At 49.5% G+C, this 23,635-nt stretch carries 19 protein-coding genes and 1 riboswitch; of the genes, 3 read left to right on the top strand and 16 right to left on the bottom strand.

Annotation, left to right across the window (positions count from 1 at the left end):
* Positions 1–71: 71 nt before the first annotated feature.
* Together B212_RS0101885 and isdC are read right to left on the bottom strand one after the other, a co-directional pair.
* Positions 72–2,117, bottom strand: coding sequence for an NEAT domain-containing protein (locus B212_RS0101885; RefSeq protein WP_019908589.1), 2,046 nt, complete (start codon positions 2,115–2,117; stop codon positions 72–74).
* A gap of 67 nt (positions 2,118–2,184) precedes the next feature.
* Positions 2,185–2,742 (bottom strand): heme uptake protein IsdC, encoded by a 558-nt coding sequence (gene isdC / locus B212_RS30540; protein WP_019908587.1) that lies wholly within the window; start codon positions 2,740–2,742, stop codon positions 2,185–2,187.
* Between the two features lie 415 nt (positions 2,743–3,157).
* On the opposite strand from isdC, the gene B212_RS0101875 reads away from it, so the two are divergent.
* Genes B212_RS0101875 through isdG form a run of 3 tightly spaced genes read left to right on the top strand, consistent with a single transcriptional unit; the run spans position 3,158 to position 6,239 of the window.
* Complete coding sequence (locus tag B212_RS0101875) at positions 3,158–4,120, top strand: ABC transporter substrate-binding protein (protein ID WP_019908586.1); 963 nt, start codon at positions 3,158–3,160, stop codon at positions 4,118–4,120.
* A complete protein-coding gene (locus B212_RS0101870) occupies positions 4,117–5,115 on the top strand; it encodes a FecCD family ABC transporter permease (protein WP_019908584.1) in 999 nt (332 codons plus the stop codon). Before B212_RS0101875 ends, B212_RS0101870 begins: the two co-directional genes overlap by 4 nt.
* A complete protein-coding gene (isdG, locus tag B212_RS35645) occupies positions 5,112–6,239 on the top strand; it encodes a heme oxygenase (RefSeq protein WP_019908583.1) in 1,128 nt (375 codons plus the stop codon). Before B212_RS0101870 ends, isdG begins: the two co-directional genes overlap by 4 nt.
* Before the next feature lie 215 nt (positions 6,240–6,454).
* Here the strand turns inward: isdG and B212_RS0101860 are convergent, their stop codons facing one another.
* The 14 genes from B212_RS0101860 to B212_RS0101795 form a co-directional block, all read right to left on the bottom strand.
* On the bottom strand, positions 6,455–6,925 hold the full coding sequence (locus tag B212_RS0101860) for a C40 family peptidase (RefSeq protein WP_019908582.1): 471 nt from the start codon (positions 6,923–6,925) through the stop codon (positions 6,455–6,457).
* Positions 6,926–6,929: 4 nt separating this feature from the next.
* Positions 6,930–7,062, bottom strand: a riboswitch (cyclic di-AMP (ydaO/yuaA leader).
* Positions 7,063–7,290: 228 nt separating this feature from the next.
* Entirely contained in the window at positions 7,291–7,848 is a 558-nt protein-coding gene (locus B212_RS30535; RefSeq protein WP_019908581.1) for a Fur family transcriptional regulator, read from the bottom strand.
* Positions 7,845–8,531 (bottom strand): ABC transporter ATP-binding protein, encoded by a 687-nt coding sequence (locus B212_RS0101850; RefSeq protein ID WP_019908580.1) that lies wholly within the window; start codon positions 8,529–8,531, stop codon positions 7,845–7,847. The genes B212_RS30535 and B212_RS0101850 overlap by 4 nt, the downstream gene beginning before the upstream one ends.
* Before the next feature lie 20 nt (positions 8,532–8,551).
* A complete protein-coding gene (locus B212_RS0101845; protein ID WP_019908579.1) occupies positions 8,552–9,688 on the bottom strand; it encodes an ABC transporter permease in 1,137 nt (378 codons plus the stop codon).
* A 2-nt stretch (positions 9,689–9,690) separates the two neighbouring features.
* Positions 9,691–10,992 carry an ABC transporter permease gene (locus B212_RS0101840; protein ID WP_198015822.1) on the bottom strand — a complete coding sequence of 434 codons (1,302 nt, stop codon included), beginning with the start codon at positions 10,990–10,992 and terminating at the stop codon, positions 9,691–9,693.
* Positions 10,993–11,023: 31 nt separating this feature from the next.
* On the bottom strand, positions 11,024–12,328 hold the full coding sequence (locus tag B212_RS0101835) for a Fe-S-containing protein (RefSeq protein ID WP_019908577.1): 1,305 nt from the start codon (positions 12,326–12,328) through the stop codon (positions 11,024–11,026).
* Between the two features lie 37 nt (positions 12,329–12,365).
* Entirely contained in the window at positions 12,366–12,992 is a 627-nt protein-coding gene (locus B212_RS0101830; protein ID WP_019908576.1) for an iron transporter, read from the bottom strand.
* Between the two features lie 52 nt (positions 12,993–13,044).
* Positions 13,045–14,241, bottom strand: a complete 1,197-nt coding sequence (locus tag B212_RS0101825) for an FTR1 family iron permease (protein WP_019908575.1) — start codon at positions 14,239–14,241, stop codon at positions 13,045–13,047.
* 272 nt (positions 14,242–14,513) lie between these two features.
* Positions 14,514–16,247: a hypothetical protein gene (locus B212_RS0101820; protein ID WP_019908574.1), complete on the bottom strand. Its 1,734-nt coding sequence runs from the start codon at positions 16,245–16,247 to the stop codon at positions 14,514–14,516.
* A gap of 35 nt (positions 16,248–16,282) precedes the next feature.
* Entirely contained in the window at positions 16,283–17,155 is an 873-nt protein-coding gene (locus tag B212_RS0101815; protein ID WP_019908573.1) for a carbohydrate ABC transporter permease, read from the bottom strand.
* A 26-nt stretch (positions 17,156–17,181) separates the two neighbouring features.
* Complete coding sequence (locus B212_RS0101810) at positions 17,182–18,048, bottom strand: ABC transporter permease (protein ID WP_051128216.1); 867 nt, start codon at positions 18,046–18,048, stop codon at positions 17,182–17,184.
* Between the two features lie 115 nt (positions 18,049–18,163).
* A complete protein-coding gene (locus B212_RS0101805) occupies positions 18,164–19,756 on the bottom strand; it encodes an extracellular solute-binding protein (RefSeq protein ID WP_019908571.1) in 1,593 nt (530 codons plus the stop codon).
* Between the two features lie 328 nt (positions 19,757–20,084).
* Positions 20,085–22,331 (bottom strand): helix-turn-helix domain-containing protein, encoded by a 2,247-nt coding sequence (locus B212_RS0101800; protein WP_036667957.1) that lies wholly within the window; start codon positions 22,329–22,331, stop codon positions 20,085–20,087.
* Between the two features lie 25 nt (positions 22,332–22,356).
* A complete protein-coding gene (locus B212_RS0101795) occupies positions 22,357–23,556 on the bottom strand; it encodes an MFS transporter (RefSeq protein ID WP_232231459.1) in 1,200 nt (399 codons plus the stop codon).
* Positions 23,557–23,635 lie beyond the last annotated feature (79 nt).

Genomic DNA, 23,635 nt, shown 5'->3' with positions numbered 1-23,635 from the left:
TCCTCCGCAAATTTTGACTTTATTGGCAAGCCTGTGCGCTTGCCTCTAAGTGTGCCTATGTCTTTGCCGGCTTAGCGCAGCTTCAGCAGCAGTACCACTGCCTCGGCGCGGGTTGCATATTCGCCCGGCGCAAATTGATTTCCGGCTTTACCGCCGATCAGGCCCGCTTTTTCTGCTGCAGCGATATATGGACGTGCCCAAGCGGCAATGTCCGCTGCATCGCTGAAGCTTGGTACAGACTTCGGATCAACCGTCAAGCCCTGGGCGCGGACAACAATCACTGCCAGCTCGGTGCGGGTGATTTTACGATCGGCACGGAAGCTTCCGTCTTCATAGCCGCTGATAAGCTTGTTCGCAGCGACTTGAGCTACGCCCTCAGCGGCCCAGGCAGGAATCCCGTCCTTGTCGCTGAATCCGGCATTTGTCACGCTGCCTTCCAGCTTGAGTGCCCGGCTGAGCAGCACGGCAAGCTCGGCGCGGCTAACCGGATTGTTCGGCCGGAACGTGTTGTCATTGAACCCCTTGACCAGTCCGGAATTGAGGGCTTGTTGAATCGCCTGCTTCGCCCAGTGCCCGTCAATATCACTCAGCTTCACTGCGTTTGCCGATTGTTCTGGTACAGATGAAGGTGCAGTATTTGCGTTAGCGTTTGCCGGTGCAGGAGCCGCAGACGCTTGGGGCGTAGCAGAGGCACCAGGGATAGGAGCGGCTGCAGCGATAGAGCCGGCCGGATTGGCGACCTTTCCCCCTGCCGAACTGCCAATACGGATGTCTACATTATATGAATTGAAATAGTTGAATTCCGGCCAGTCAATTTTAACCGATGCCTTCAGTTTCGTTCCAAGCTCGCTAATCGGAAATTGCACAGTGCGCGTGTTGGCCGCGGTATTGGACGCGATGACAGATACCGGCTGCTGCACGCTGAAAGCGGTGATTTCCTTGCTCTGAGTCAACGTGAAGGACAAATATTTCTGCCCATTAACCACGGAAAGCGTACCCGGATGAACCACATACTTATCCATCATGGAAACTTCATCGGTTCCTTCTTTGAGAATAGAATAATCAATGCTGTAATGCCCGTCCTCCAGGGAGGCATTCGCTGTTGGCGAAGGCGAAGGTGATACAGACGGTATAGGTACTGTACCGCCTCCTCCTCCAGATACCGGTTCCGTTGATACCGGTGCCGGAGTAGACGTTGGTGTTGGCGTTGCCCCCGGAGCGGCGGTAATGGAATCAAGGTTGAAGCGGAAGCGGATGAGATGGTTCATGTCATAGACTTTACCGCCATATTCTGTAACTATGTGAACTTTACCCGGCAATATACCCGAAATCCGGTCTACTTTGAAAGAAATGATGCGAGTATTTGCAGTCTTGTCTTCACTTACATTCGTAACAGGCACATAATTCGTTCCGTCATTTGCGGTATAGACATTTTTAACAACGGAGCTGTCTTTCACAATACTGAAAGATATTGTTTTTTCTCCCTTGTCCACCGTCAGCACTGCCGGATTGCTGAAATACCCTTTCATGCTGGAATCCTTTTCCTCGGTAGCATGCAGCACAGCGTAATCAATGCTGTACTGCCCGTCCGCCAATACAGGGTCCGATGGCACTTGCGGCTGCTCGGGCTCCTTCTCGGCCAGTGGAATACTGCTGGCATTGAACTTGAAGTCCACATCATATTGATTGTGATAATTCAACTCGTCCCAGTCTATTTTTACCCAGCCATCATTTATGTCGGTTAAGCTGCCAAGTTCGAATGTTGTCGTTCTTCGGTTGTTATCCGCAGCAACGGAGGCGACGGTCCCGTCCGAAAGTTTGCCGTCAGCCGTTGTCAGCTTCAGCCCTGTGATCTCCTTGTTTTTGTTGACAGTAATGGAGACGTAGTTCCGGCCATCCTTCACCTCAAGCGCAGCAGTTTTATTTACATAATTCTCCATTACAGATGTTTCATTAGTGCCATCCTTAAAAATCTGGTACGGCAGCTCATATTGTCCATCCTTGTAACGCACACTTTCAGCCTCAGCAGAAGCACCTCCAACCGGTTGAAGAATAACCCCTGTCAATAATATAAGTGCAAGAACCTTTAGCAAGTAACGATGTGCTACTTTTTTCAAAGCGATCATTCTCCTCTGGTCGTTATTTTTCGGGCTCATTTGGCCCACACAGCAATTGCTCTGACTATTATCTTGCCGGCGCCGTTGCTTTCGGCTTATTTGTTGGCGATGCCGTTGCCTTAGGCTTCTTAGTTGGCGCCGCCGTGACCTTCGGCTTGTTCACCGGTGCAGTCGCTTTCCCCGTGACCTTCATGCTTGCTCTATTAAATACCAAACGAATCGTGTAGTCGTGATCGTAGTCAATCGCTGGAACTGTAACATGAATTTTAGAAATTACCGGCTGTCCAATGTCTTTTACCACAAATTCCACAACGCGGGTATCCGCCTTTTTGTTGCTGCTTATCACCTTGCTGTTTCCTCCCGGTACCTGAAAATCAGTAATCCACTCGCTGTGATTAAGCTGGAGGCGCACTTTGATCTTCCCACCGGAGACAGACAGCGTGGCCGGCTTCTCGAAATAATCGTTAGCCATGGAGACAGACTCGTCCTCCGCTTTTTTGATCACATAGTCAACCGTGTACATGCCATCAGCCGGAGCAGCGGACACTACGCGGTCAAAACCTGGAACCAAGGTGCACAGAAGGATGGCAGCCAGCACTGTCAAGAAGCTTTTTTTCAAATTCAATCTATAATCCCCCCCTTTTTCTTCAGCTTATACGATAATGATAATCATTATCAATAGATCGGCAAAAAAAAAGCACATTTATACTTTAATTTGCCTTTCTCCCACTCTCTCTCCTCTTTGACACAATCAAAACATGAAGATAAGGGTTACTGAGTCGATAATAATGGGATAATTTGTGCTTTGTCAATAGATTCATCTGATTTTTTAATCCGTAAAATATGATAATGGATCAAATTCGAAATGTTTGTGAATTAAATTGTGAAATATTATTGACAATGAGAATGATTTTCATTATCATACTCCTCGATGGAACAGCGCTTATCCGCTGCTATACAAATTTGCTTCTCGCCTCTCTGTAAATAATCCCGCCTTTAAATACAGATGCGTAGCATCCAAAATTACAGGAGGTGTCCAGATGGCCAGGTCATGGCGTACAGCTTTTTTTCTTCTCGGATTGCTTCCGCTCCTTCTGACGGCTTGCGGTACGGCTCCCGGAAAGGCTATTGCCACAAATACAGCCGCGGCAGGCTCACTGACAATCACTGATTTTGCCGGGCGGGAAATCAATTTTGCCGGTACTCCACAGCATATCGTCGCACTGGGTAACGGTGAAACCGAGATCATCTATGCCCTGGGAGGGACGCTAGCCGGCAGACCGACTGCCACCGTCCCTGTATCGCTGAAAGCCGCTGAAGGCGCGATGCAGATCGGCTCGGCCCATGAGATTGATCTGGAGAAGCTTGCCTATCTCAAGGCGGATGCCGTACTCGGCAATGAACGAATGAATGCCAAAGACATTCCCGCAGTTGAGGGAATCGGGGCACGCATGGTGCTGACACGTGCCGATTCGGTTGACGATATCAAGCAGCAAATCCTCCTGTTCGGGCAAATGCTCGGCAAAGAGCAAAAAGCAGAGCAATTGGTCAGCGGGATTGAATCTGGAATTCAGGAGCGACAGGTGCAATTAAAGGGGCCCAAGCCACGGGTGCTGCTGGTCTACGGAGCCCCTGGTACCTACATGGCCGCGCTGCCGAGCTCACTTGGAGGCAACCTTCTTGAGCTGGCGGGGGGAGCCAATATCGCCGCCGAATATCCCGCGCTGCAAGGCTATCCGCAATATGCCGCATTGAACCCGGAGCGGGTAGTCGAAGCGAATCCGCAGTTCATTCTGATCATGACGCATGGCAACGCTGAAGAAGCGCAGCGGGGCTTTGAACAAGAAATGCGGCAGAATGCGGCGTGGAGCTCACTTGATGCTGTAGTACATAATCGCGTCAGTGTACTGCCTTCGGAGCTGTTCGGTACCAATCCGGGCACACGGGTAACCGAGGCCTTGCAATTGCTGACCGATCTGTTTGCCGGGACGAAAACGCAATGAACAAGAAACAGCGCAACAAGCGCCGCATACTCGCGCTCATTCTGACTCCGCTGCTGGTGCTGCTTGCCTGCATTTACGGATTGACCTACGGATCGGTGCCTATCTCGCCCGGCGAGGTATGGTCTATACTCTTCGGCGGCCGTCCGGAAACAACGGGGCTGATTATTATGGATCTTCGACTGCCCAGAGTGCTGACCGGGCTCCTGGTCGGCGCCTGCCTGGCCGCCTCAGGCGCACTGCTGCAAGGCGTTATGCGCAATCCGCTGGCCGATCCGGGTATCATTGGCATTTCCTCCGGCGGAGGGCTGGCTGCCGTAATAACAATGATATTGCTGCCGCAGTACAGCTATCTGCTGCCAGCCGGAGCCTTTATCGGCGCTTTTCTGGCCGCTATCGTAATCTATGCACTCGCCTGGGATGACGGAGCCTCTCCGATGCGGATTGTGCTCGCGGGGGTAGCGGTCAATGCCCTGCTCGGGGCAGCCATGAACGGGATTATGGTCACATTCAGCGACCGCGTGCAGGCCGTACTGCCTTGGCTGTCCGGCGGGCTCGCCGGACGGAGCTGGCATCATCTGTCTTTTGCCGCCCCCTATGCGATCGGCGGACTGGCCCTGTCTCTGCTGGCCATCAAACCGGCAAATCTGCTGCTGCTGGGCGATGATTCCGCCCGCCTGCTTGGGCTGCGTGCAGAACCCGCCCGCTTCCTGATTGTCATGCTCGCGGCGCTTCTGGCCGGAACTGCTGTCAGCGTAGCCGGTCTGATCGGCTTTGTGGGTCTGATCGTGCCTCACGCTGTCCGGCTGCTGATCGGCGACGACTACCGCTTCCTGCTGCCAATCTCCATACTGGGCGGCGGCGCGCTGGTCGTTATTGCCGATGCCGCAGCCCGCACCTGGTTTGACCCGATCGAGCTGCCCGTCGGTATTCTTCTGGCCGCTGTCGGCGCTCCCTTTTTCTTAATTCTGCTAAGAAGGAGGCGGCTGACTTCATGACAACTGAAACCCTGCCGGCTATTGAATGCCGCCATATCGGATATTCACGAGGCAACTTCAGGCTCGAAAGTATCGGATTGTCCATCCCCCAAGGGCAACTGACCACTATTGTCGGACCTAACGGCTCCGGCAAATCGACATTGCTCCGGCTGCTGTCCGGCCTGGCCGCTCCCGGCTCAGGTGAGGTGCTCCTGCTCGGCAAGCCGCTGCAAGCCTATGCCCGCCGCGACTTGGCCCGCACCTTGTCCATGCTGCCGCAATCCCGTCAGGTACCGGAGAACCTGACCGTCCGCGAGCTGGCGGCTTACGGGCGTGCCCCTTATCGAAGCCCCTGGAGCTACCGTCCAAGCACCGAGGACAACGCTTTGATTGACCGGGCGCTGCAGTTGACGGGTACGGCCATCTTTTCAGACCGTATGTTTCATACTTTATCCGGAGGTGAGCAGCAAAAAGCCAGAATCGCTATGACTCTGGCACAAAATACAGAAATCGTGCTGCTTGATGAGCCGACAACTTTTCTCGATCTCGCCCATCAGCTTGATGTCATGAATACACTAAGAGAGATCAACCGCGAGACTGGTATAACGATAGTTATGGTGCTTCACGATCTGCCGCAGGCTGCCGCCTACAGTCATTATATGATTGCGCTCAAGCGCGGAACTGTCGCTGCCGCAGGAAATCCACGCGAATTATTGAACACTTTATTTCTGCACAAGGTCTACGAGCTCGATGCTACTGTCCATTACGTGGACGATTACCCCGTTATTATTCCGAAACCCTATATAAACTGGAGGAATGAAACCATTATGATTATCGTCAATAACACATCGCAAATCGCCAAAGGCCAGGCTTCTCTTTTGATCGACCGTTTTGATAAAGTAGGTAAGGTAGAGAGCATGGAGGGCTTCCTTGGACTGGAGGTGCTGCTGAATGAGAAACCTGCAGACTACGACGAGGTCACGATCAGCACCCGCTGGAACAGTAAGGAGGATTTCCAGAGCTGGACCCGCAGCGAAGCCTTTCGTGAAGCACATTCCCACCGGGATGGTACGCCAGCGTACATTTTGTCCAACACTATTTCGTTTCATGAGGTGAAAATCGTCCGCAACCCGGTCAAAGCCTGATCAAACGGGAAATCAGCAGAACGCCGAATCCGCTATACTGCTTACTATGGATGGCGTTCCAGCAATTCGAAGTCAACAACCAGGGCCTATATGCCATGTACTTGGAAGCACATGGCACATAGGCCCTGGTTGAAGGTATGAAGATCTAGATTTGCTGCGAGGTTCTACTGAAACCAAGGGATCAGCCAAATGCTTCCCCGGCTCGTTCAAGCTCATTATTCACTAATCATCTTGCGATAGCTGGTTTCGCTCGCTACACGGCGGGCTGTAACATAACGATCACGATAGTAGGACTCCGAGAGGCTGCTTATTCTTACGCCCTTGCTGCTTGAGGAATGGGCAAACTGATTATCACCGATATAAATCCCTGCATGGGAAATCCCCGAACCGAAGGTGTTGAAAAAAACTAAATCTCCTACGCGCAGATCATCTTTAGCCACCGGTGTACCAACCTTGGCTTGAGATTGTGAGGTGCGCGGCAAATCGCCAGCATTAAATTTCTCCATTATGTATAGGATGAATCCAGTACAATCGAAGCCAGCCGCCGTAGTTCCTCCCCATTGGTAAGGAGCTCCCAATACCTCTTTTACTTGACTTTCAATGCTTATGTCACTTGCGTAAGTGCTAGCAGGAACAGAAGTGAACAATGCTGCGGCCCCCACTAAGGCAAAAATGAACTTTTTCAAAATCAGGTTCTCCCTTCGATGCCTACGGAGTTAGCTAAGGGTTCGGTTAAAGGTTCCCTATATTCCCTTGCTTTCAGGAATAATTCACCCGAGGATGGTTCCCCCGTTTTCCATATGAAATTCGGCAATAATTAACTTTTTGTAACTATTTCTATAGTATTGTATTTATACTGACTCTGTCAATCCAATATTAAAATTTCTATTTTTATTTTCAAACCACATAGAAACCACACAATTTTACAGTATAATACATGATTTTCAAGGGGAAAGCCGTCATTTCCAGAATTCATATGATAATAATAGATAGAATAAGAAGTAACATTATTGTCATTGCTTTTGGGCAAGGTGCAGATATTAAGGCATACTTAAAGGGCTGCCCGGGAGCAGCCCCTTTCTTCTTCAACCTGCTGTGTGGGAAAAAAACGTGCTTTATCCTCATGATTACATGAGCAATGGATCAAAGATAAGCGCTCACTCTGTGTGTGCAGGCCAGTCTCATGAATACCTTTGAAGATTAACAGATGATCTATCACTTTGAATTCATACTCTTGTTCCAGCCGTTTTTCCACTTCCGTTAACCAGTCTTCCTTGATCTCTTCTACATTTCCGCAGATTGCACATGATAGATAATGATGCATGTGATTATACCCGTCACCACGAAAATAGAAGCGGGTTATACCTTTATCAAAATTCAGCTTTAAAACGATACCTATTTCAGCTAAAAGCTCCATTGTCCTATATACAGTGGCCCGGGCAATTTTTGAGGGTGTTTTATTTATATGATGGAAGATCTCCTCTGCACTTGGGCGACAAGATTCTTGCTCCAATAATGCCCGGGCAATAATCTCCCGCTGCTTGGTAAACTTGTAGTTTTTGCTTATCATTTGTCTGCCGATTTGCTCCAGCTTATCCGTAATGCTCATTGTATGACAGCCTCCCTCCGGCCATCAGGTGTGCGAATCTCTTTGATGATTCCATGCTCCAGACGGATCTGCCGCTCGGCCAGCTCACCTACCTCAGGCGCATGAGTCACCATAATAATCGTATGCCCTTCTCTATGCAGCTCCTGGAATAGCTCCAATACAATTTTTTCATTGGACTCATCCAAATTCCCTGTAGGCTCGTCTGCCAGGATCAGCGCCGGATAGTTAATCAGCGCTCTGGCGATACATACACGCTGCTGTTCCCCGCCGGATAGCTGTCGCGGCAAATGCCGGGCCCGGCTCTCCAGTCCAACTCTGGCCAGCGCAGCAGACGCCTCTTTCTCGTCAGGCATACTATGATAATATTGGGCAACCATTACATTCTCCAGAGCTGTAAGATGAGGGATCAGGTGAAACTGCTGAAACACCAGTCCAATTTTGTCTTTTCGTATTTCCGTCAGCTTCTTGGAGTTCAGTTGGCTGGTCACAATCCCGTCTATTCTCACCTCACCACTGGTTGGCTTATCCATGAGTCCGATCATGTTCAGCATTGTGCTCTTTCCTGAACCGGAGGAGCCCATAATCGACAGCCATTCCCCTGGCTCTACAGAAAATGTGATATCCTGCAATGCATGCAAATTGCCATATTTCTTACTCACTCCGGAGATCTCCAGAATGCTCATTATCCTCCCACCTTTCTATGCTATTCCCCCTTGAGAACAACAGCCGGCTCAATGCCGATGACGGATCTTAGCGGAATCAGCGAAGCCAGCCCGGCTACAAGCAGTGCAGTAACAGTGACCATCGGAATCACTGCCCAGCGGAAGGAAATGGAGGCATGGAAGACGCTTTGCCCAATTATTTGGGCCAGAAAATAGCCAAACACCAGACCCGCAAGTGTGCCTGCCAGCGCGAGCACCCCGGCTTCGCTCAGAAACTCCAGAGAAAGGGCTTTATTCTGGGCTCCCAGCACTTTTTTCAAGGCAATTTCCTGTTTACGCTCCATGACCATCGTCATCATCGTAGTGGCTACGCATAATAATGTGGACAAAAGAATAATTACAACGACGATATATACAAGCGAACTGATTTTATCCAGCATGACTGTCTCAGATCCGGAGATTTGCTTAATGGGACTAAGCTTCATTTGCGGGAATTTCACATTGACCGCTGAGGCTTCAGCATCGAGGCCTTCCCCGGTAACACTGAAGTAAGCAGTATTTGCCAGACCTTCCTGATGAAATAGCCTCTGGGCATCCGCAAGATTGATGAAAATCTGATTATCCTCCGTCCCGCCGCTGCTAACGATGCCTGTTACCTTGACCTTTTGTTCATTTCCTGTCAGTTCGTCCTTCAGCGGAAGAAGCGTTCCAATTTTGTAGCCCAGCTTATCGGACACTGCTTTTCCGACAAGCACCGTACCGGAAGCCTTCCGGTCCTTATCCATAGTTCCTGTAATCTCCCAATACGGAGTGATTTTTGAGATTTGATCAAACCAGGTGCCTACCAGCACCAGCTTGCGGGAATTAATTTTCACTAACCCGTAGAGATTAGTCGTGTATCCAACCAGATTCTGCTGCGGGAATACGCCTGCGATCTCCTGAGTGGTGCTCTCCGGAAATACCTTCTGCCGGGAATCGGAGGAGGGAGTGAGAATTAGATTCGCGCCATAGGAGCGGAACTCCATCCCCATTTTAATTTTGATATCGTAATAGACACTGAGTAAGCCTGAGATTACCGCAGTTCCGACAATGATGGCGAACAACGCAATCAGCATTCTCGATTTCCTTTGCTGAAAGGAGCTGGCCAGCATCCGGAAGAACATCGTGGATTTACGCATTTCTATCTCCCACCCCTCATTACGCTGGCGGGCTGAAGCCGGATGACCATCCGCATCGCCGAGAAGCTGCCTGCCAAGGTAAGCACCACAGAGAGCAGCAGCACCAGCGGCAGCACCAGCTCTTTGAAGGTAAGCGCGGTGTCAAATACAGTCCGGTCTATAATATGAGCAAAACCAAGGCCCACCCCGTAGCCAAGAAGTCCGCCCACAATGCCCGAAATTACGGCCTCCATAACAAATAACATCAGAACCGCGGGATTCTGGGCTCCCAGCGCTTTCATCAGGCCAATCTCTTTACTTCTTTCCAGAACCTTGGTTGTCATCAGGCCCGAAATGCCAAGCCCGGAGCTGACCAATGCGGCGGCTGTAAGTATAAACATCAATAGCTGGATTTTGGTCAAAATCATCCCTTCGGATTCGGCAACCTGCCGGATCACCTTGGCCTCTGTGCCGGGCAGAGCCTTCTCAATCTGATAGGCAATAGCACTGACATAGGCGGTGCAATACCAGGTCTCGTAATCCTTGGCTGACAGTTGCTCCGGATTCAGCGCCGCTCTTCGCGCCAGCTCATTCTCCGGGGTCGTCAGGGCACTGACCTCAACCCTGCCCACTTTGCCGGATAACCCCATCGTTTGCTGCAAGGTGCTGAGGGACACGAAGATCTTGTCATCATCCGTCCCGCCGCCGCTTAAAATTCCGGTTACCTTCAGCGGCAGGATCTTGCTGTCCCCGTCCACTTTTACATTGACCTCCAGGTTCTGTCCTGGCGACAACCCAAGCTGATCGGCCAAGGCCGTGCCTACCAGCGCAGTGTTGCTGTCTTCGTCTTTTACCCATTCCCCATCAACCTGCCACCATGTTTTGAGCTGCCGGATTCCGGTAGTGATCTGTTCTCCCGTGGGAAGCGCCAACTCTTTATTGAACCAGGTGCCTACCACTGCTACGGGATGGTTCACCTTAGCTATACCGGCGTTGGCCTCCAGATAAGGAGTAAAGGCGACAATGTTATAAGCCCAGAAGATCGTCTTAAGCTTCGGCAATTCTTCTTCTGCAATAAACTCCCTGTCGGCCAGCGGATTGAAATCCACACCGTCTATTTCTGCCGGCAAAGCATCCATTTTCGGGACAACCTGCAGGTTGGCGCCGTAGGTTTTTAATTCCCGGTTCATTTTATCGCCGACATCCAGAGATACGTTCAGCATAGCCGTAGCGAGGGAAGCGCCAAAGGCAATTGTGACGATGAGCAGAATCTTGCCTTTAAAGCCAACGGTAAACGCTTTGCCCAGCATTCGAAAAAACATCATTCCATCCCCAATCTTATACCGCCGTCATCCCTTAATGCTGGAAGAGATCCTCCTGATGAAAAGTAGCGGTCTGCTTCTCCAAATCACCGCTGGCAATAATCAGGTTGCCCTTATCCATATGATAGGCAAGCGGAATGGGATTGCATCCTCCCTCGAAGCCAATCGTTGGAATATTCATGACGACATCACATTTCCGGCAGATTACCTTGTTATTCTTCTGGTAGTACCCTGAAGATCCACAAATTTTACAGGCATCGAATCCGATCCCGTACATCGTTTCCGATTTGCGGATAATAATGAACCGGACAATGGTACCGTCTGCAGCCGTATACCCGAACCGGTGGAGATTTCGGTCATCCACAGATGCACGCGGAATGACAATTTGCTGATTTGTATCTGGAGTGACCGGCTCTGCCGGGGATAGCTCAACGGTTGTATTGGCCAGAACCGCCTCTATACCGAGCAGGGAAGGAACAAGCACCATGAGTCCCGCAATAAAAGCCAGCCAGCGTTTATCGTTGCGCACCCGCGCCTTGAACTTACGCTGAACCGCAGGATTCCATGCCTCAGACAATTTTTCTTTTCTTTTCCTGTACAACAATAAAACTGTTGCTGTCCAGATTAATGAAACTCCAATCAGCACGTAAATGTATTTATCCATGTTATTGATAATGGGAACCAGAATCTTCATGGTCAGCGGAGTTAACGGAAATACCCCTCTGGCGAATAAAATCTGCGTGACGGCAAACATTTGATTGAGCATCATAGTTGCCAGAAGCAGCACACTTCCAGCCACTGAGCCGCGAACTGAAAGTATGCGTGTGCTTCGTAGAAAGGACATTCCGAAAAGGAAGCTGAACACCAGTCCGAGCAAACCGCCGGTAAACTTAAGGATAAGCTCTGTGTTGACCACACTATAGGTCTGAATAAAGATACTGCTTGGAAACTGCAGAATACGCATCAGCGGCAAAATGGTCAGCAAAGCAGCGGTTAGGAAGACAAAAGTTTTCTCCGCTGTGTCTCTGCTCCAGAGCGAATGATTTGCATTGGGGGATGCCGAATGAACTCTCGTGTTTCGGCTTATCCAAATCAGATACAGCATCTCCAAGATAAAACACGCTGCCATCGCCCAGCCGGTAAAGCTTTCCTTCTTCGGACCGGACCATTTCAGTACATAGAGCACAACCCAGCCGGTAAATGCAGCTACGCCTGTTCCGCCATATATCCATCTGGATAAATGACGGTTTCCTGTATGCCGAAGCCACACGATAAGAACGGAAATCACCAGCGCAATCTCAAATCCGTTTCCGAGAGTAATCGAAATCGCTTTTAACAATTCTTTCTCACCACACTGTTCTGGTTAAATAACCGGCTTACCAAGTTCTTGGCACCCAAGAGAATTCCCAGGTCAAGTTGATCGGCTCTTTCCAGAAGCGCCCCTTCACGCCTGTCGCATTATCCGTATGCAGCAGGTAATCCATTTTTTCCGGGGATTCCACCACATAGTTCAGCTTATAATCCCCTGCACCGGCGAGTTTAACATTGGCTCCATAGTGGGCACCGTCGGAAGCGTTCATTGGCATAAAGGTTCCTTCGGAAACAACCTTATCCGTAGCTTTAGCTTTGATCTGATAATGAACAGTCAGGTAAGGGATAAACTCACCAATCCCGAAGCCTGTTTTATTGCCTTCCAGGGCTGAAATATCAGCTTCCAGGTGAAAGTCCGACTGTGCGGAAGGCAATCCCGCTTTGTCCATTGGCTCCATATCTACCGGCTGCAGATACAACGCTCCAATTTTTATGCCATCGACTTCCTGCTCTTCACCAATCGGAAACTCTTCAAAGGCCGCCGCTTCCTCTGCTGGAGCATTGACTGCCGTATTATTACCCTGGCTGGCTTCATCTTTAGCGCTATTGCTGTTCGAGCTGCAGCCTACCATTAACGCAGACATTGCCAGTACAATTCCTGTAAACATCAAAGCATTTTTTATTTTTTTCATTCTCTTTACACCCCTATATATTTGTTGTAAATCATTAGCAACATGAATACCATTAGCCCGGCAAGCGGTTGCCTTCCGGTTTGACCTTCCCTTTGCGGGAAGATGCTTTATACCAGATTAGGCCTATGACAGTTGCCAGCAGCAGCAGTCCCTGTGCTGTCAAGCTTTCTACCGTTGGATAGATCCCAAAGAAGCTTATGATTGGAAACCCGGATACCGTAGTTGCACTAACCATATATCCAGCCTGAAGCTCCATGATGGCCTCCCCGGAAAAGACAAAAGCCAAATAGTACATCAGAATACTCGTGCCGATAAAGAAAGGCTTGAGCGGGATTCTAAGGCTGCCATAGCGGATAATCAAGAAAACTACAACCAGCGCCAAAGCTCCGACCACAATTCCGAGTCCGATCATGCTAATCCCTGATTTATCCTGTCCATTCACTAAAGCCTGATAGAAAAGGACCGTCTCTGCACCTTCTCTATATACGGCGAGAAATGCAGCTAACCACAAAGTCAGGGTGTTACCCGTCGTTATGGAGGTTTGAATCTTTCCTTCAATATAATTCTTCCATCGTTTGGCGTCGGCTTTGCCGATTAACCAGAAGCTCATGGAGAAAAGCACAGCTACCGCCAGCAGCATCGTAATGCCCTCCAGATTTTCCTGGCTGGCTCCACTGATATTAAATAGATATTTGATCCCTATCGCGGTCAGCACGCTTGCCCCTAGAGCCACTAATGTACTCTGATAAATGATCTTGACCTTGTCCTCATTGCCGGACTTGATCAGATACGCAATAATTGCAGCGATAACGAGAATAGCTTCAATGCCTTCCCGTAAGATAATGCCGAGTGAGGATAAGAAAATCCCCCACGGAGTACTGTCAGACTTGCTGAGTGTGGCCGCATCCTCCTGCAGCATGTCTACCAGCTTCGACATCCGCTGATTCACCTCAGCCTTGGAAGCCCCGGCAGTCATCGACTTGCGGATCAGACGAAATTCCTCCTCGATGATGGCATTTCGCTTCGATGAAATATTAAATTTCACCGCTTTCTCCATCTGTCCGCTTTCATAAGGTCCATAATATGCGTTATTGACCTGATTCTTTGCCTCCGCGACATCTCCCTTACTGTATGTCTCCAGCGCTTGCTGCAAAGTGTCATCTATTTGAGCTACCACCTTGCGCCAATTGCCGTCCGCCGCATGAGCTTGACCTGGAATGATCAGTATCATTAGCAGTATAACTGTCAACCCTATTCGCCAATATCGACCACGCAAACGAATCCCCCCAACTTTTAGTCTATAAAAGCAAAGATTTCTCTAATTGATAATGATTATCATAATCAATTATTTGCTATAGTGTAATGAATAAACCCTCTTAAATCATATGACATTTGTCATATCAAATTTGTAATTTCTTGCATAACAGCAATGATTTTCGGGCAATCCAGGCTCAAAAAATAAACAAGGACATGCAAGCCGGGGGTGTCCGGTTTGCATGTCCTTGTTTATTAGCTATCCCCCTAAGAGAGGCGGATTCGCAGCGTATAGTCCAGCGGCGTAATCAGGGTCACGATGACCTTCAGGCAGCCATCCGGGTAGGTCATTCCCCGGATATCCGCCAATTCATGCTCATGGGCCCCCTGCTCCAGCTCCATCCAATCTTCACCGGCGGTATAACGGATCGTGCCGGATGCCCAGAACGAAGTGTCCCGCATCTCCGGCACAGGCACGATGCCGGTTCCCTCCAGGCCGCCTTCCTTGCCGAACAGCAGCACAATCTGCGTCAGCACATCCGACGGCGCTTGCTGGGCAAAGTGCACATCCCATCCCCCGCTGTGATCGGTCACTTGAACCGTGACCTTGCTGGGCTGGGAATGGGTGAGCGGTCGTTCCCCGTGAGGCAGCAGATACCAGGGACTGGCCGATAAGCCGGACAGTGACGGCAGCTTGTCTCCCGGCACGGGTCCATAATAGCCCTTCTCCGCGGTGGAGCTTAAGCGGAAGCCCGAAGCCGTTTCTTCCAGCGACTGCATGGTAATCAAGCCGGGCTCGAAGCTTGAAGCGAGCTGAACTCCGAGCAGCCGGGCCTTGCCGTGCCGCAGTGAGAAATGCGAGGAAGCCTCGGTCATTACCGTTGCACTTGTGGCCCCGCTCCGAATGCGGGCAACCGGAGCGCCGAATTCGGTATGCTGCTTGCTGTGGCGGACCGGTCCGCCGTAGCCGTCCTGCCCGATTTTGCCCAGCAGCTCCTCCCGGTTGAAGGCTCCATTGATTACCTTGCGGTAATCTACAGGCAGTTCCTCCGGCTGCACGGCGGCTGCCTGCATTTGCGGATACAGCAGAAATCCGAGCATGATATTGTTCGGCAGCGAACCCGGATGGGTAACGGCGCTGCCGGCAAGCTCGGCAAGCGCCGCGAACTCGGGATCACGGTCATGCTCCGCCATCAGCTTGTAGCACAGATAATAATCCGCCAGCGAGAAGACGCTGCCGAAATCCTGGCGTCCCGAATAATCCGTGACCACTTCACCATCGGGGTGCACCAGATATTTCATCATTCGCAGATTCCGGCGCACCGGCTCCAGTAATTCGGGACGCTCCAAATCCTGCGCCGCATAATAGAGCATAATGTCACTGACTGTGTTGTAGATTCCATTGCTCCGTTCGGTCCATTCGCCATCCGGCGTAATGTCCATTCCCTCCTGAAGCCACTTCTCCGCCCGCTGCTTCAAGCCCTCCAGTGCGAAAATGCGGTACAAGGAGCCGAGAGCAGCGGTAAGCACCCAGCGGTGGTTCGGGGTATGAACGCCTCCGGTCAGCATCGCCGGAACCGTCCGCTGCAGAAATAACCGGATCTGCTCGGTGACAGCGGCCAGAGGCTCCCAAGTCTGCTGCTCCAACAGCGTAAGCACGTTGGCTAAGCCAACCACCACGAACGCCGTATCCGGCGGGGAATGATAGTTGGTCCAGCCCGGCGAGATCGTGCCGTCCTCATGCTGGAACCGCAGCATGAAATCCATCGCCTCCTGAAGCTTCTCCAGCAAGGCTATATCGAGATGATACTGCGACACAGGATTAACCAGGGAAGCGGCCCATACAGCAATAAACTGGGCCGTACCGGTGTGACTCGGCCAGGCAACACCGGTATATGGATCACGGACACCGCCGAAATAGCGGTTGCTCCGGTCCGTGATTTGACGCTGAAGCGATTCATCGGTCCACTTATCATTTATAGCGCTTATTCTCTTGAACATCTGATACAGCTCCCTCCGTCTTCCTGTACCTGGCCTCAGCCCTTCACTGCTCCGGTCAGCGCACCCGATACAAAGTATTTTTGCAGCCAAGGGTATACCAGAAGAATAGGCACCGTTGCGAACATAACGGTTGCTGCTTTGAGACTTTCCGGTACGACAGTGCTTACCGCATTCCCTTCCATTCTCATCAGGTCCGACACCTGGCTGTTCTGAATCATCTGATACAATTTCAACTGCAGCGGGTACAGCTCCGACTTGGTGATATACATCAATGTATCTTGAAATCCATTCCATCTGCCGACGGCATAGAACAAGCTCAATGTAGCGAGCACCGGCATGGAAAGGGGGAGAATAATCCGCATAAGCGTGCCGAATTGGCTGCTGCCATCAATCTCCGCAGACTCCTTCAGCGCATCGGGAATGCCGGACAAAAAGGAGATCAGAATGATCATATAGAACGGACTGATCAGACCAGGCAGAATGAGCGCCCAGATCGTATTGAGCAGATGCAGCTCACGTGTAAGAATGTATTCGGGGATAATCCCACCGCTGAAGAACATGGTGACGATAATAATGAACATGAAGACTCTACGGCCCTTCAGATCCTTCTTGGACAGCGCATAAGCGGCCGAAATGGTCATCACCATACACAAGACGGTGTATAACACGGTCAAAAATACAGTAAAGCCCAGCGAACGGATCATCGCCATATCACTAAAAACTTTTTTATAGGCCTCCATGTTAAAATCCAGCGGGAACAAGGTCACTTTGCCCGAGGTGATCGGCACCGTTCCACTGAATGAAACTGCTAAAATGTGAATGAACGGAATTAGACATGCCAGCACCGATAGGGTCAGACAGATAACAATGAATGTATCAAATGCCTTGTTAGCTGCTCTTTCACTCATAATGTACACTCCTGTCAAAAGGTTGTTTAGATAATACTTTCGTCTGTCAGCTTCTTGGAGATGTAGTTAGCAACCAGCAGGAAGATCAACCCTACCACCGCCTGGAACAACCCTACTACTGTAGCCAGTGTGTACTGCCCGGATTCCAGACCTGTCCGGTAGACAAAGGTACTCAGCACATCCGAATACTCTCTCACGGCAAGGTTGCCAATGACAAACGGACGTTCAAATCCGATCGAAATCATATTTCCCAAATTTATAATCAGAAGCGTAACGATCGTTGGCTTGATTCCCGGAATGGTAATGTGTAGAATCCGTTTCAACCTTCCGGCTCCATCAACTTCAGCCGCTTCAAACAATTCCTTATTAATTCCAGTGAGTGCCGCCAGGTATAGAATCGTTCCCCATCCCGCGCTTTGCCAGACACCGGTCAGCAAGTAGGTGATCAGCCAATAATTTTTATCCGACAGAAAAGGTACTGCATCGAATCCCAAGCTTACTAGTAAATTGTTAATCATCCCCGACTGGGTGCCGAACAATTGATACACAATCCCCCCGATGATAACCCAGGAAATAAAGTGCGGGATATAGAGGATTGTCTGAGACAGCTTTTTAAACCAAACAACTTTGAGCTCGAACAGCATAATGGCAATAATCAAGGGTGCCGGAAAAGAAACGATCAGGTCCAGAAAATTCAGCATTAACGTATTGCGTAGTGTTAAGTAGAAATCGGGGTTCGCGAATACCTCGCGGAAACCATCGAATCCAATCCATTCACTTCCGCCAATCCCTTTAAAAAAGTTAAAATCCTTAAATGCAATTTGCACGCCGTACATCGGACCATATTTGAAAATAATAAAGAACATAATAGGCAGGAGAAGCAATGCGTACATCTGCCAATTTCTGCGAAAATAACGAGTGTGTCCCAAACCGGTTCCTCCTCCGTTCTATCAGGGGCTTGTATTAGGAGCAGCGCGGCCTAGTGACCGCGCCGTTCCTGGTCAGACCTTATTTATTCTCTGCGTAAGCAGCCTTGCGTTCATCCAGAATAGCCTGTCCGCCATTAGACATATAATCCTTCAGCATGCTCTCATAGGTCGCATCAAATTGATCAGGGGACACCATTGTTGATTTCACAATCAGTTGCTTCGCTTTTTCACTAAGTGTAGTGCCGTATTTGCTCTCAGCTTCAATCGGGCGTTTGGTGAAGACGGGTTCAATGGCATCGGTGTTCGAAATGGCCAGCGACTTCGCAATAATGTCTTGATACTTGGCTCTGAAGCTCTTTACAAAAGCCTTATCATTCTTCTCCTGGCTCTCAAAAATACGGCCATTGGCGATAATGCCAATATCCCCGCCGCCAACCAGCTTGTTAGCCGACTCTACAGACATGTCCGGAATCGAGACAGGAACGCCATCCTCAAGTGTATAATGCTCTCCTTCGATCCCGTTCTGGATGTATAACAAGTGGTCATCGGAAGCCATCCAGTTCAGATACTTAATCGCTTCAACCGCATGCCTGCTGGATTTCGGAATCATGATGTACATGCCGTTAGGAGCGGAAACCGGCTTAGCATGCTTGCCTTCACTGTTCGTATATGGATCAATAGCGGTAAGAACCGCATCCGGTTTATTCTGCGACAGCACATCATAAGTGCCGTCCGGATAGAAGATGGCATCATTGTCATCGCTGAATGCTCCCACTATCCCAGAGCCAATATTCTGCGTAATTGTCTCCTTATTCTCATCCAAGGCAAAGTCCTTGCTAATCAAGCCTTCGTTGTACAACTTGTTCAAATATTGAACGCCGTCTTTGAAGCCGGGCAACAGCACCGGGTAATCTCTGGAGCTCAGATTCTGTGTGAGTTCAAACCGCTCCTGGTCCGTCACAGGCTTAATAAAGGACCAAATCAGAGATTCGTACTGTCCGGGAGCAATCGTCATACCAAGTGGAATTACTTTTCCGCCGGTCTCACCCGGGTCCTTCTCCTTGAAGGCTTTTAGCGTATTGTACAATTCATCGGTGGTGGCAGGAACCGGCAATCCCAGCTTATCCAGCCAATCCTGGCGAATAAATGAGGCATATTTGCCGACCGTCGAACGTTTTGCAGGAATAGCGTACTGAACGCCTCCATACTGGCCGTATTTCAATGTATCTTCTCCAAGGAAGGATTTCAGGTTCTGACCGTGTTCATCTAATAGAGATGTTAGATCTGTTAGCCCGCCTTGCTCAGCATATTTGTTAAATGTACCAGAGTCATAGGTGAAGACGATGTCGGGAATATCGGTACCGCTAGCCATCAATACATTAAGCTTGGTCACTTCTTCCGAGCGGGGAATCGGGACAAATTCAACATCAATATTGTTAGCTTTACCGAAATTTTCTTTAACGTAATTGGTCAAAAAATTGTTGGCTGCCGTTTGACCTGCAGGTGCGTTGCCGCGATCAAAAATTTCGATTTTCAAGCTTCCGGCTTGTCCTGAATTCCCACCGTTGCTTGCGCTGGAATTCTCTGATGAACACGCTGACAATAACACTGAAGAAACAAGAACTGCCGAAAGACCAAGAGCCATTTTTCTTTTGGTGTGACCGATTACCATATCCCTATCACCTTACCCTTTCGAATGTTGATATTAATCCAGCCGCCCTTTTGTTTTTCTAATTCATGCGGCCCGATCATGGAACGTATTATCACATCATTAGTATTTTTACACAATATACATGTTTCATATTGATTTTTCTGATGAATTTCAATGGTTTGTGTCATTTTTCATAACATTTATACAATTTTCGCACAGAAGTTAACCGCTTTCATGTGTTTTGCAATTATATATCTAACATATAAATAACACAGTTCGTTACTTGTATTTATTTCCCTATTGAATAAAAGCGTAAACCCGAAGCCGCTTGTCCGGATTTACGCTTTTATTATTCGTCATCTTTATTTAATTTAAGCTTCCGGTGATCGCCGGGTGTCATTCCCGTTACCCGTTTGAAGACTCTCCCGAAGGTAATGGCGTTGGCGTAACCAACCTGTATGGCAATATCCTGAATACTGTCCGCTGTCCGGTCCAGCAATTCCTTGGCTTTGCTTACCCGAAGCTCTGCAAGGAAATCTACAAATTTCATGTTGAACTCTTCCTTGAACAAATAGCTGGCATATTTGCCGGATATTCGAAACCGTTCACTAAGATGGTTCAAGGAAAGATCGGAGTTAACGTAGTTCTCCTCGATATAATGCTTAACCTCGGTAATCATGACCCGGTGGCTCTTCAGCTCATTCACGGAAACATAGACATGGTAAGTCTCATTGAGCCATTCCGTTAAAATTTCACTGATCTCCTCAAGCTCAGTACACTTTCTGATTTGCTCCTTCATGTCAGCTATCCTGGCTCTCGCAAACTGCCGGTCAAGGGTTTCAGAAAGCCCGCCAAACTCCCGTTCCAGCAGTTGCAGCATAACTTCCAGCAGCATGTAAATCTCGTTATCCTTCAAGCGGTTCTTCCGGAAGGAGTCGAATAATTCGACCAGCCTGGTTCGCCAGTTCTCCCCTGAGAGACGGAATTCCCGGACCAACTGCGTGAAATCCTCGAAATAAATATAACTCTGCATCGCTGAATCATCCGGCTGATCTGCGTTATCCGCTACAATATCGGTTCCCAGCGACAGCCTGTGGCTAAGCAACTCGTCTGCTGCCGCATAAGAAAGATGGATATCCTCCCAACGGGAGACAACAGAGCCGATGCCGAGCGAGAGAGAAATCCGCAGATTCTCCAGTACCCAGCTATGGCAGCTCTTCGCCAGATCAAGCAGGCTTTCTGCATCATAAGTGGATTGCTGTTCTCTAAGTCCAATAATGGTAACCACACGCTGGCCGCTTATCCACTCGGACCAAGCCTGCATCTGCTTCTCCGCCATCAGATTGCTCAATACATTGGTCAGGGCAAACTTCAGTAGGTTCTGGTCCTGCAGAGACAACGCCTGAAATTCATCCAGACGATTCATGTCGGCCGCGAATACAACATAGGCACCGAAATCCCCTTTGCCCTCAAAAGGGTCCAGCGTTTCCAATCTTTCCGGGATATCATTCAGCCGTTCTCCGGTGGTAATATCCATGAACAGTTGCCTGCGTTGAATAATCAGATTCTCATAGCGCTCCCGCTCGTAATCGGTTGTTATTTGAACCAGCTTGTCCAGTGCGTTGTGCATCAGAGTCAGCTCATCCGATTCGATGGAAGCAGGAGCCTCATTCTTGCCACGCAACTGCAGCGATTGAATCCGCACCATTAACTGATGAATCGGCCTGTAATTGCGCCTGGTGATATATATAATATAGAGTACGCCCAAAGAGATCGTTACAAGCCCAATAATAAACCAGACATAGGAAATGACTGAGATCCAGGCAAATAACCGGCCTGCTTTGAGTCCACTCTCAAAAGTCCAACCCAAATTTTCCGCTTTTATGGTAGACAGTATCCTGATATTCTTATCGCCCGTTGATTCGGAGGAATCGTACACCAGCGTACCGGCTGAATCCTTCATTCTCAGGAATGACAATTCTCCATTCGTCAGACTGTCCACCATGCGCTCCAAACGGTACACATTGACATTGATCACAATATAACCTTCCGAGCCATAAGGAATCGGGAGCCTTCTGACCAGGCTGACCACCTGATGCGGCTGCTTGGAATTCCTTGGCTGGAACATCCGCACAGGGCTCCACGCAAGCTGATCTTTTTCCTTAGGAATATGGTGTATAAAATCAGCTTCATGAAAAAACTCCAGATCCACGTACCCGCTTTGGCTTAGAATCTTCGCATCCTTGTTGCGGTATAGATAGATAGAGTCGATCAGGCTGAAGCGTTCAGCCAGGTTGTTCATGCTTTGCACGATTTCGTAGGAACTGTTCGCGGGATATGCACTGCCGGATTGGTCAAAAAAATCGTTATAGAAATAATTGCTCTCAATTTCCTGAATCACACTCATCTGCACATCGCTCAGAGACCGTTCAACAGTGTCCACAATATAGCTTGTTGAGATATAGTTGGCTTTTTGAGTTTCGCTGCGGGACAGCTCGGTTACGATAATAAAGGCCAGCACAATCAATACGGATACCACTAAAAGAAAGACAGGGAAGTACGAAAAAAGCATTCGACTGTACCAACTGCGCTTCAATAGCCTCTCCCCTTCCCTATTGATGTTATTGATTACGGTGCGATACAACCTTTACCCTGTACAGCATCAATGTGCCGAGCGCAGCACTGACTGTGCAGGAGAAATACATTAAGCCGGGTCCGCCAGCCTCCAGCAAATAACCGTTCAGCAAATTCCCGATAATGCCGCCGAGGCCCACAAACACCATATTAAACAGACTTTGTCCTGTGGCCTGCAGCTCTTTGCCTGTTACGGAAGCTACATATTCCACGGCAGCGATATAGAAAAAGCCAAAGGAAAGACCATGCAGCACTTGGACTCCTATCATAACACCTGGGACCGGAATCAGCCACTGAAGCGCCCAGCGCAGCATGTAAGCCGTTGAAGCGAACATGAGTGTTTTTTCATAGCCATATTTCCTGAGTACTTTGGATGCAGCCAGCATAGCGGGAACATTGGTTATAGAAGCAATAAGCAGGGCAATCCCGGACCACGCAAAGCTTCCGCCAGACATTTGAAAAGAAAGCACGAAAAACGAGTTAAAGGCCGTTAAGGTCTGGTTGACCAGAAAGCAGCCAGCCAGAAAGAGCAAAAACACCCGGTTGCTGAGCAATTGCCTGATCCCCTGCGAAAAGGATACGGTTGTAGATTTCCTGTCCACATTGGTGGGAATGGTGATCACAAGAGTCAGCGCAAGCAGATTAAAGACCAGAAACGGAATCCATAACTCCGTAATCCCCAGCCAGTTGAGATATAATCCGCCAAAATAGCCTCCCAGCGCGGTGCCAATACTGCCGAACAGCCGGATCGTCCCATAGGAAGTACCCGCCGCACGGGCAGCCTCCACAGCATACGAATCAGCAATTGGAGTCTGGGTACTCTGAAAAATAGTGTACAGGCTGTACACCAGAATAATAACCGCAAGCCATTTAACGTTATAAAAATAAACCAGCGTTCCCGGAACGATCAAGGTCAGGATCAGCACCAGACGTGTTCTTTGATAGCGGTCTACCATAATCCCCCAGAGGGGCTGAACCAAAATGGCAAGCAAGGTGCCAAATGCCATCATGACCCCGATCACCTGGCTGGTCAATCCTTGATGAACAAGCAGTGAAGTCACGTAAGGATTAAAGATCCCTCCAGCCAGTCCTGTAAAAAGGTAGAGCCCCCGCATCTTCAAAAGCACTTCCGACTCCCTATCTCTGGTAGAAAGAATCCCTCGTATTGTGCCCATTTCCCATTTCATTATCAAGATCCCTTCCCTTTCATTCCCATGCAGCGAGCCTGCTTCCTACTGTGGCCTCAGCCCTGACGGCTCCGGCTTG

The sequence above is a fragment of the Paenibacillus sp. HW567 genome (genome assembly GCF_000374185.1).
Lineage (GTDB): Bacteria > Bacillota > Bacilli > Paenibacillales > Paenibacillaceae > Paenibacillus_AQ.
Note: the sequence above shows the minus strand (reverse complement) of the source record. Positions and strands in the feature narration are given on the sequence as shown.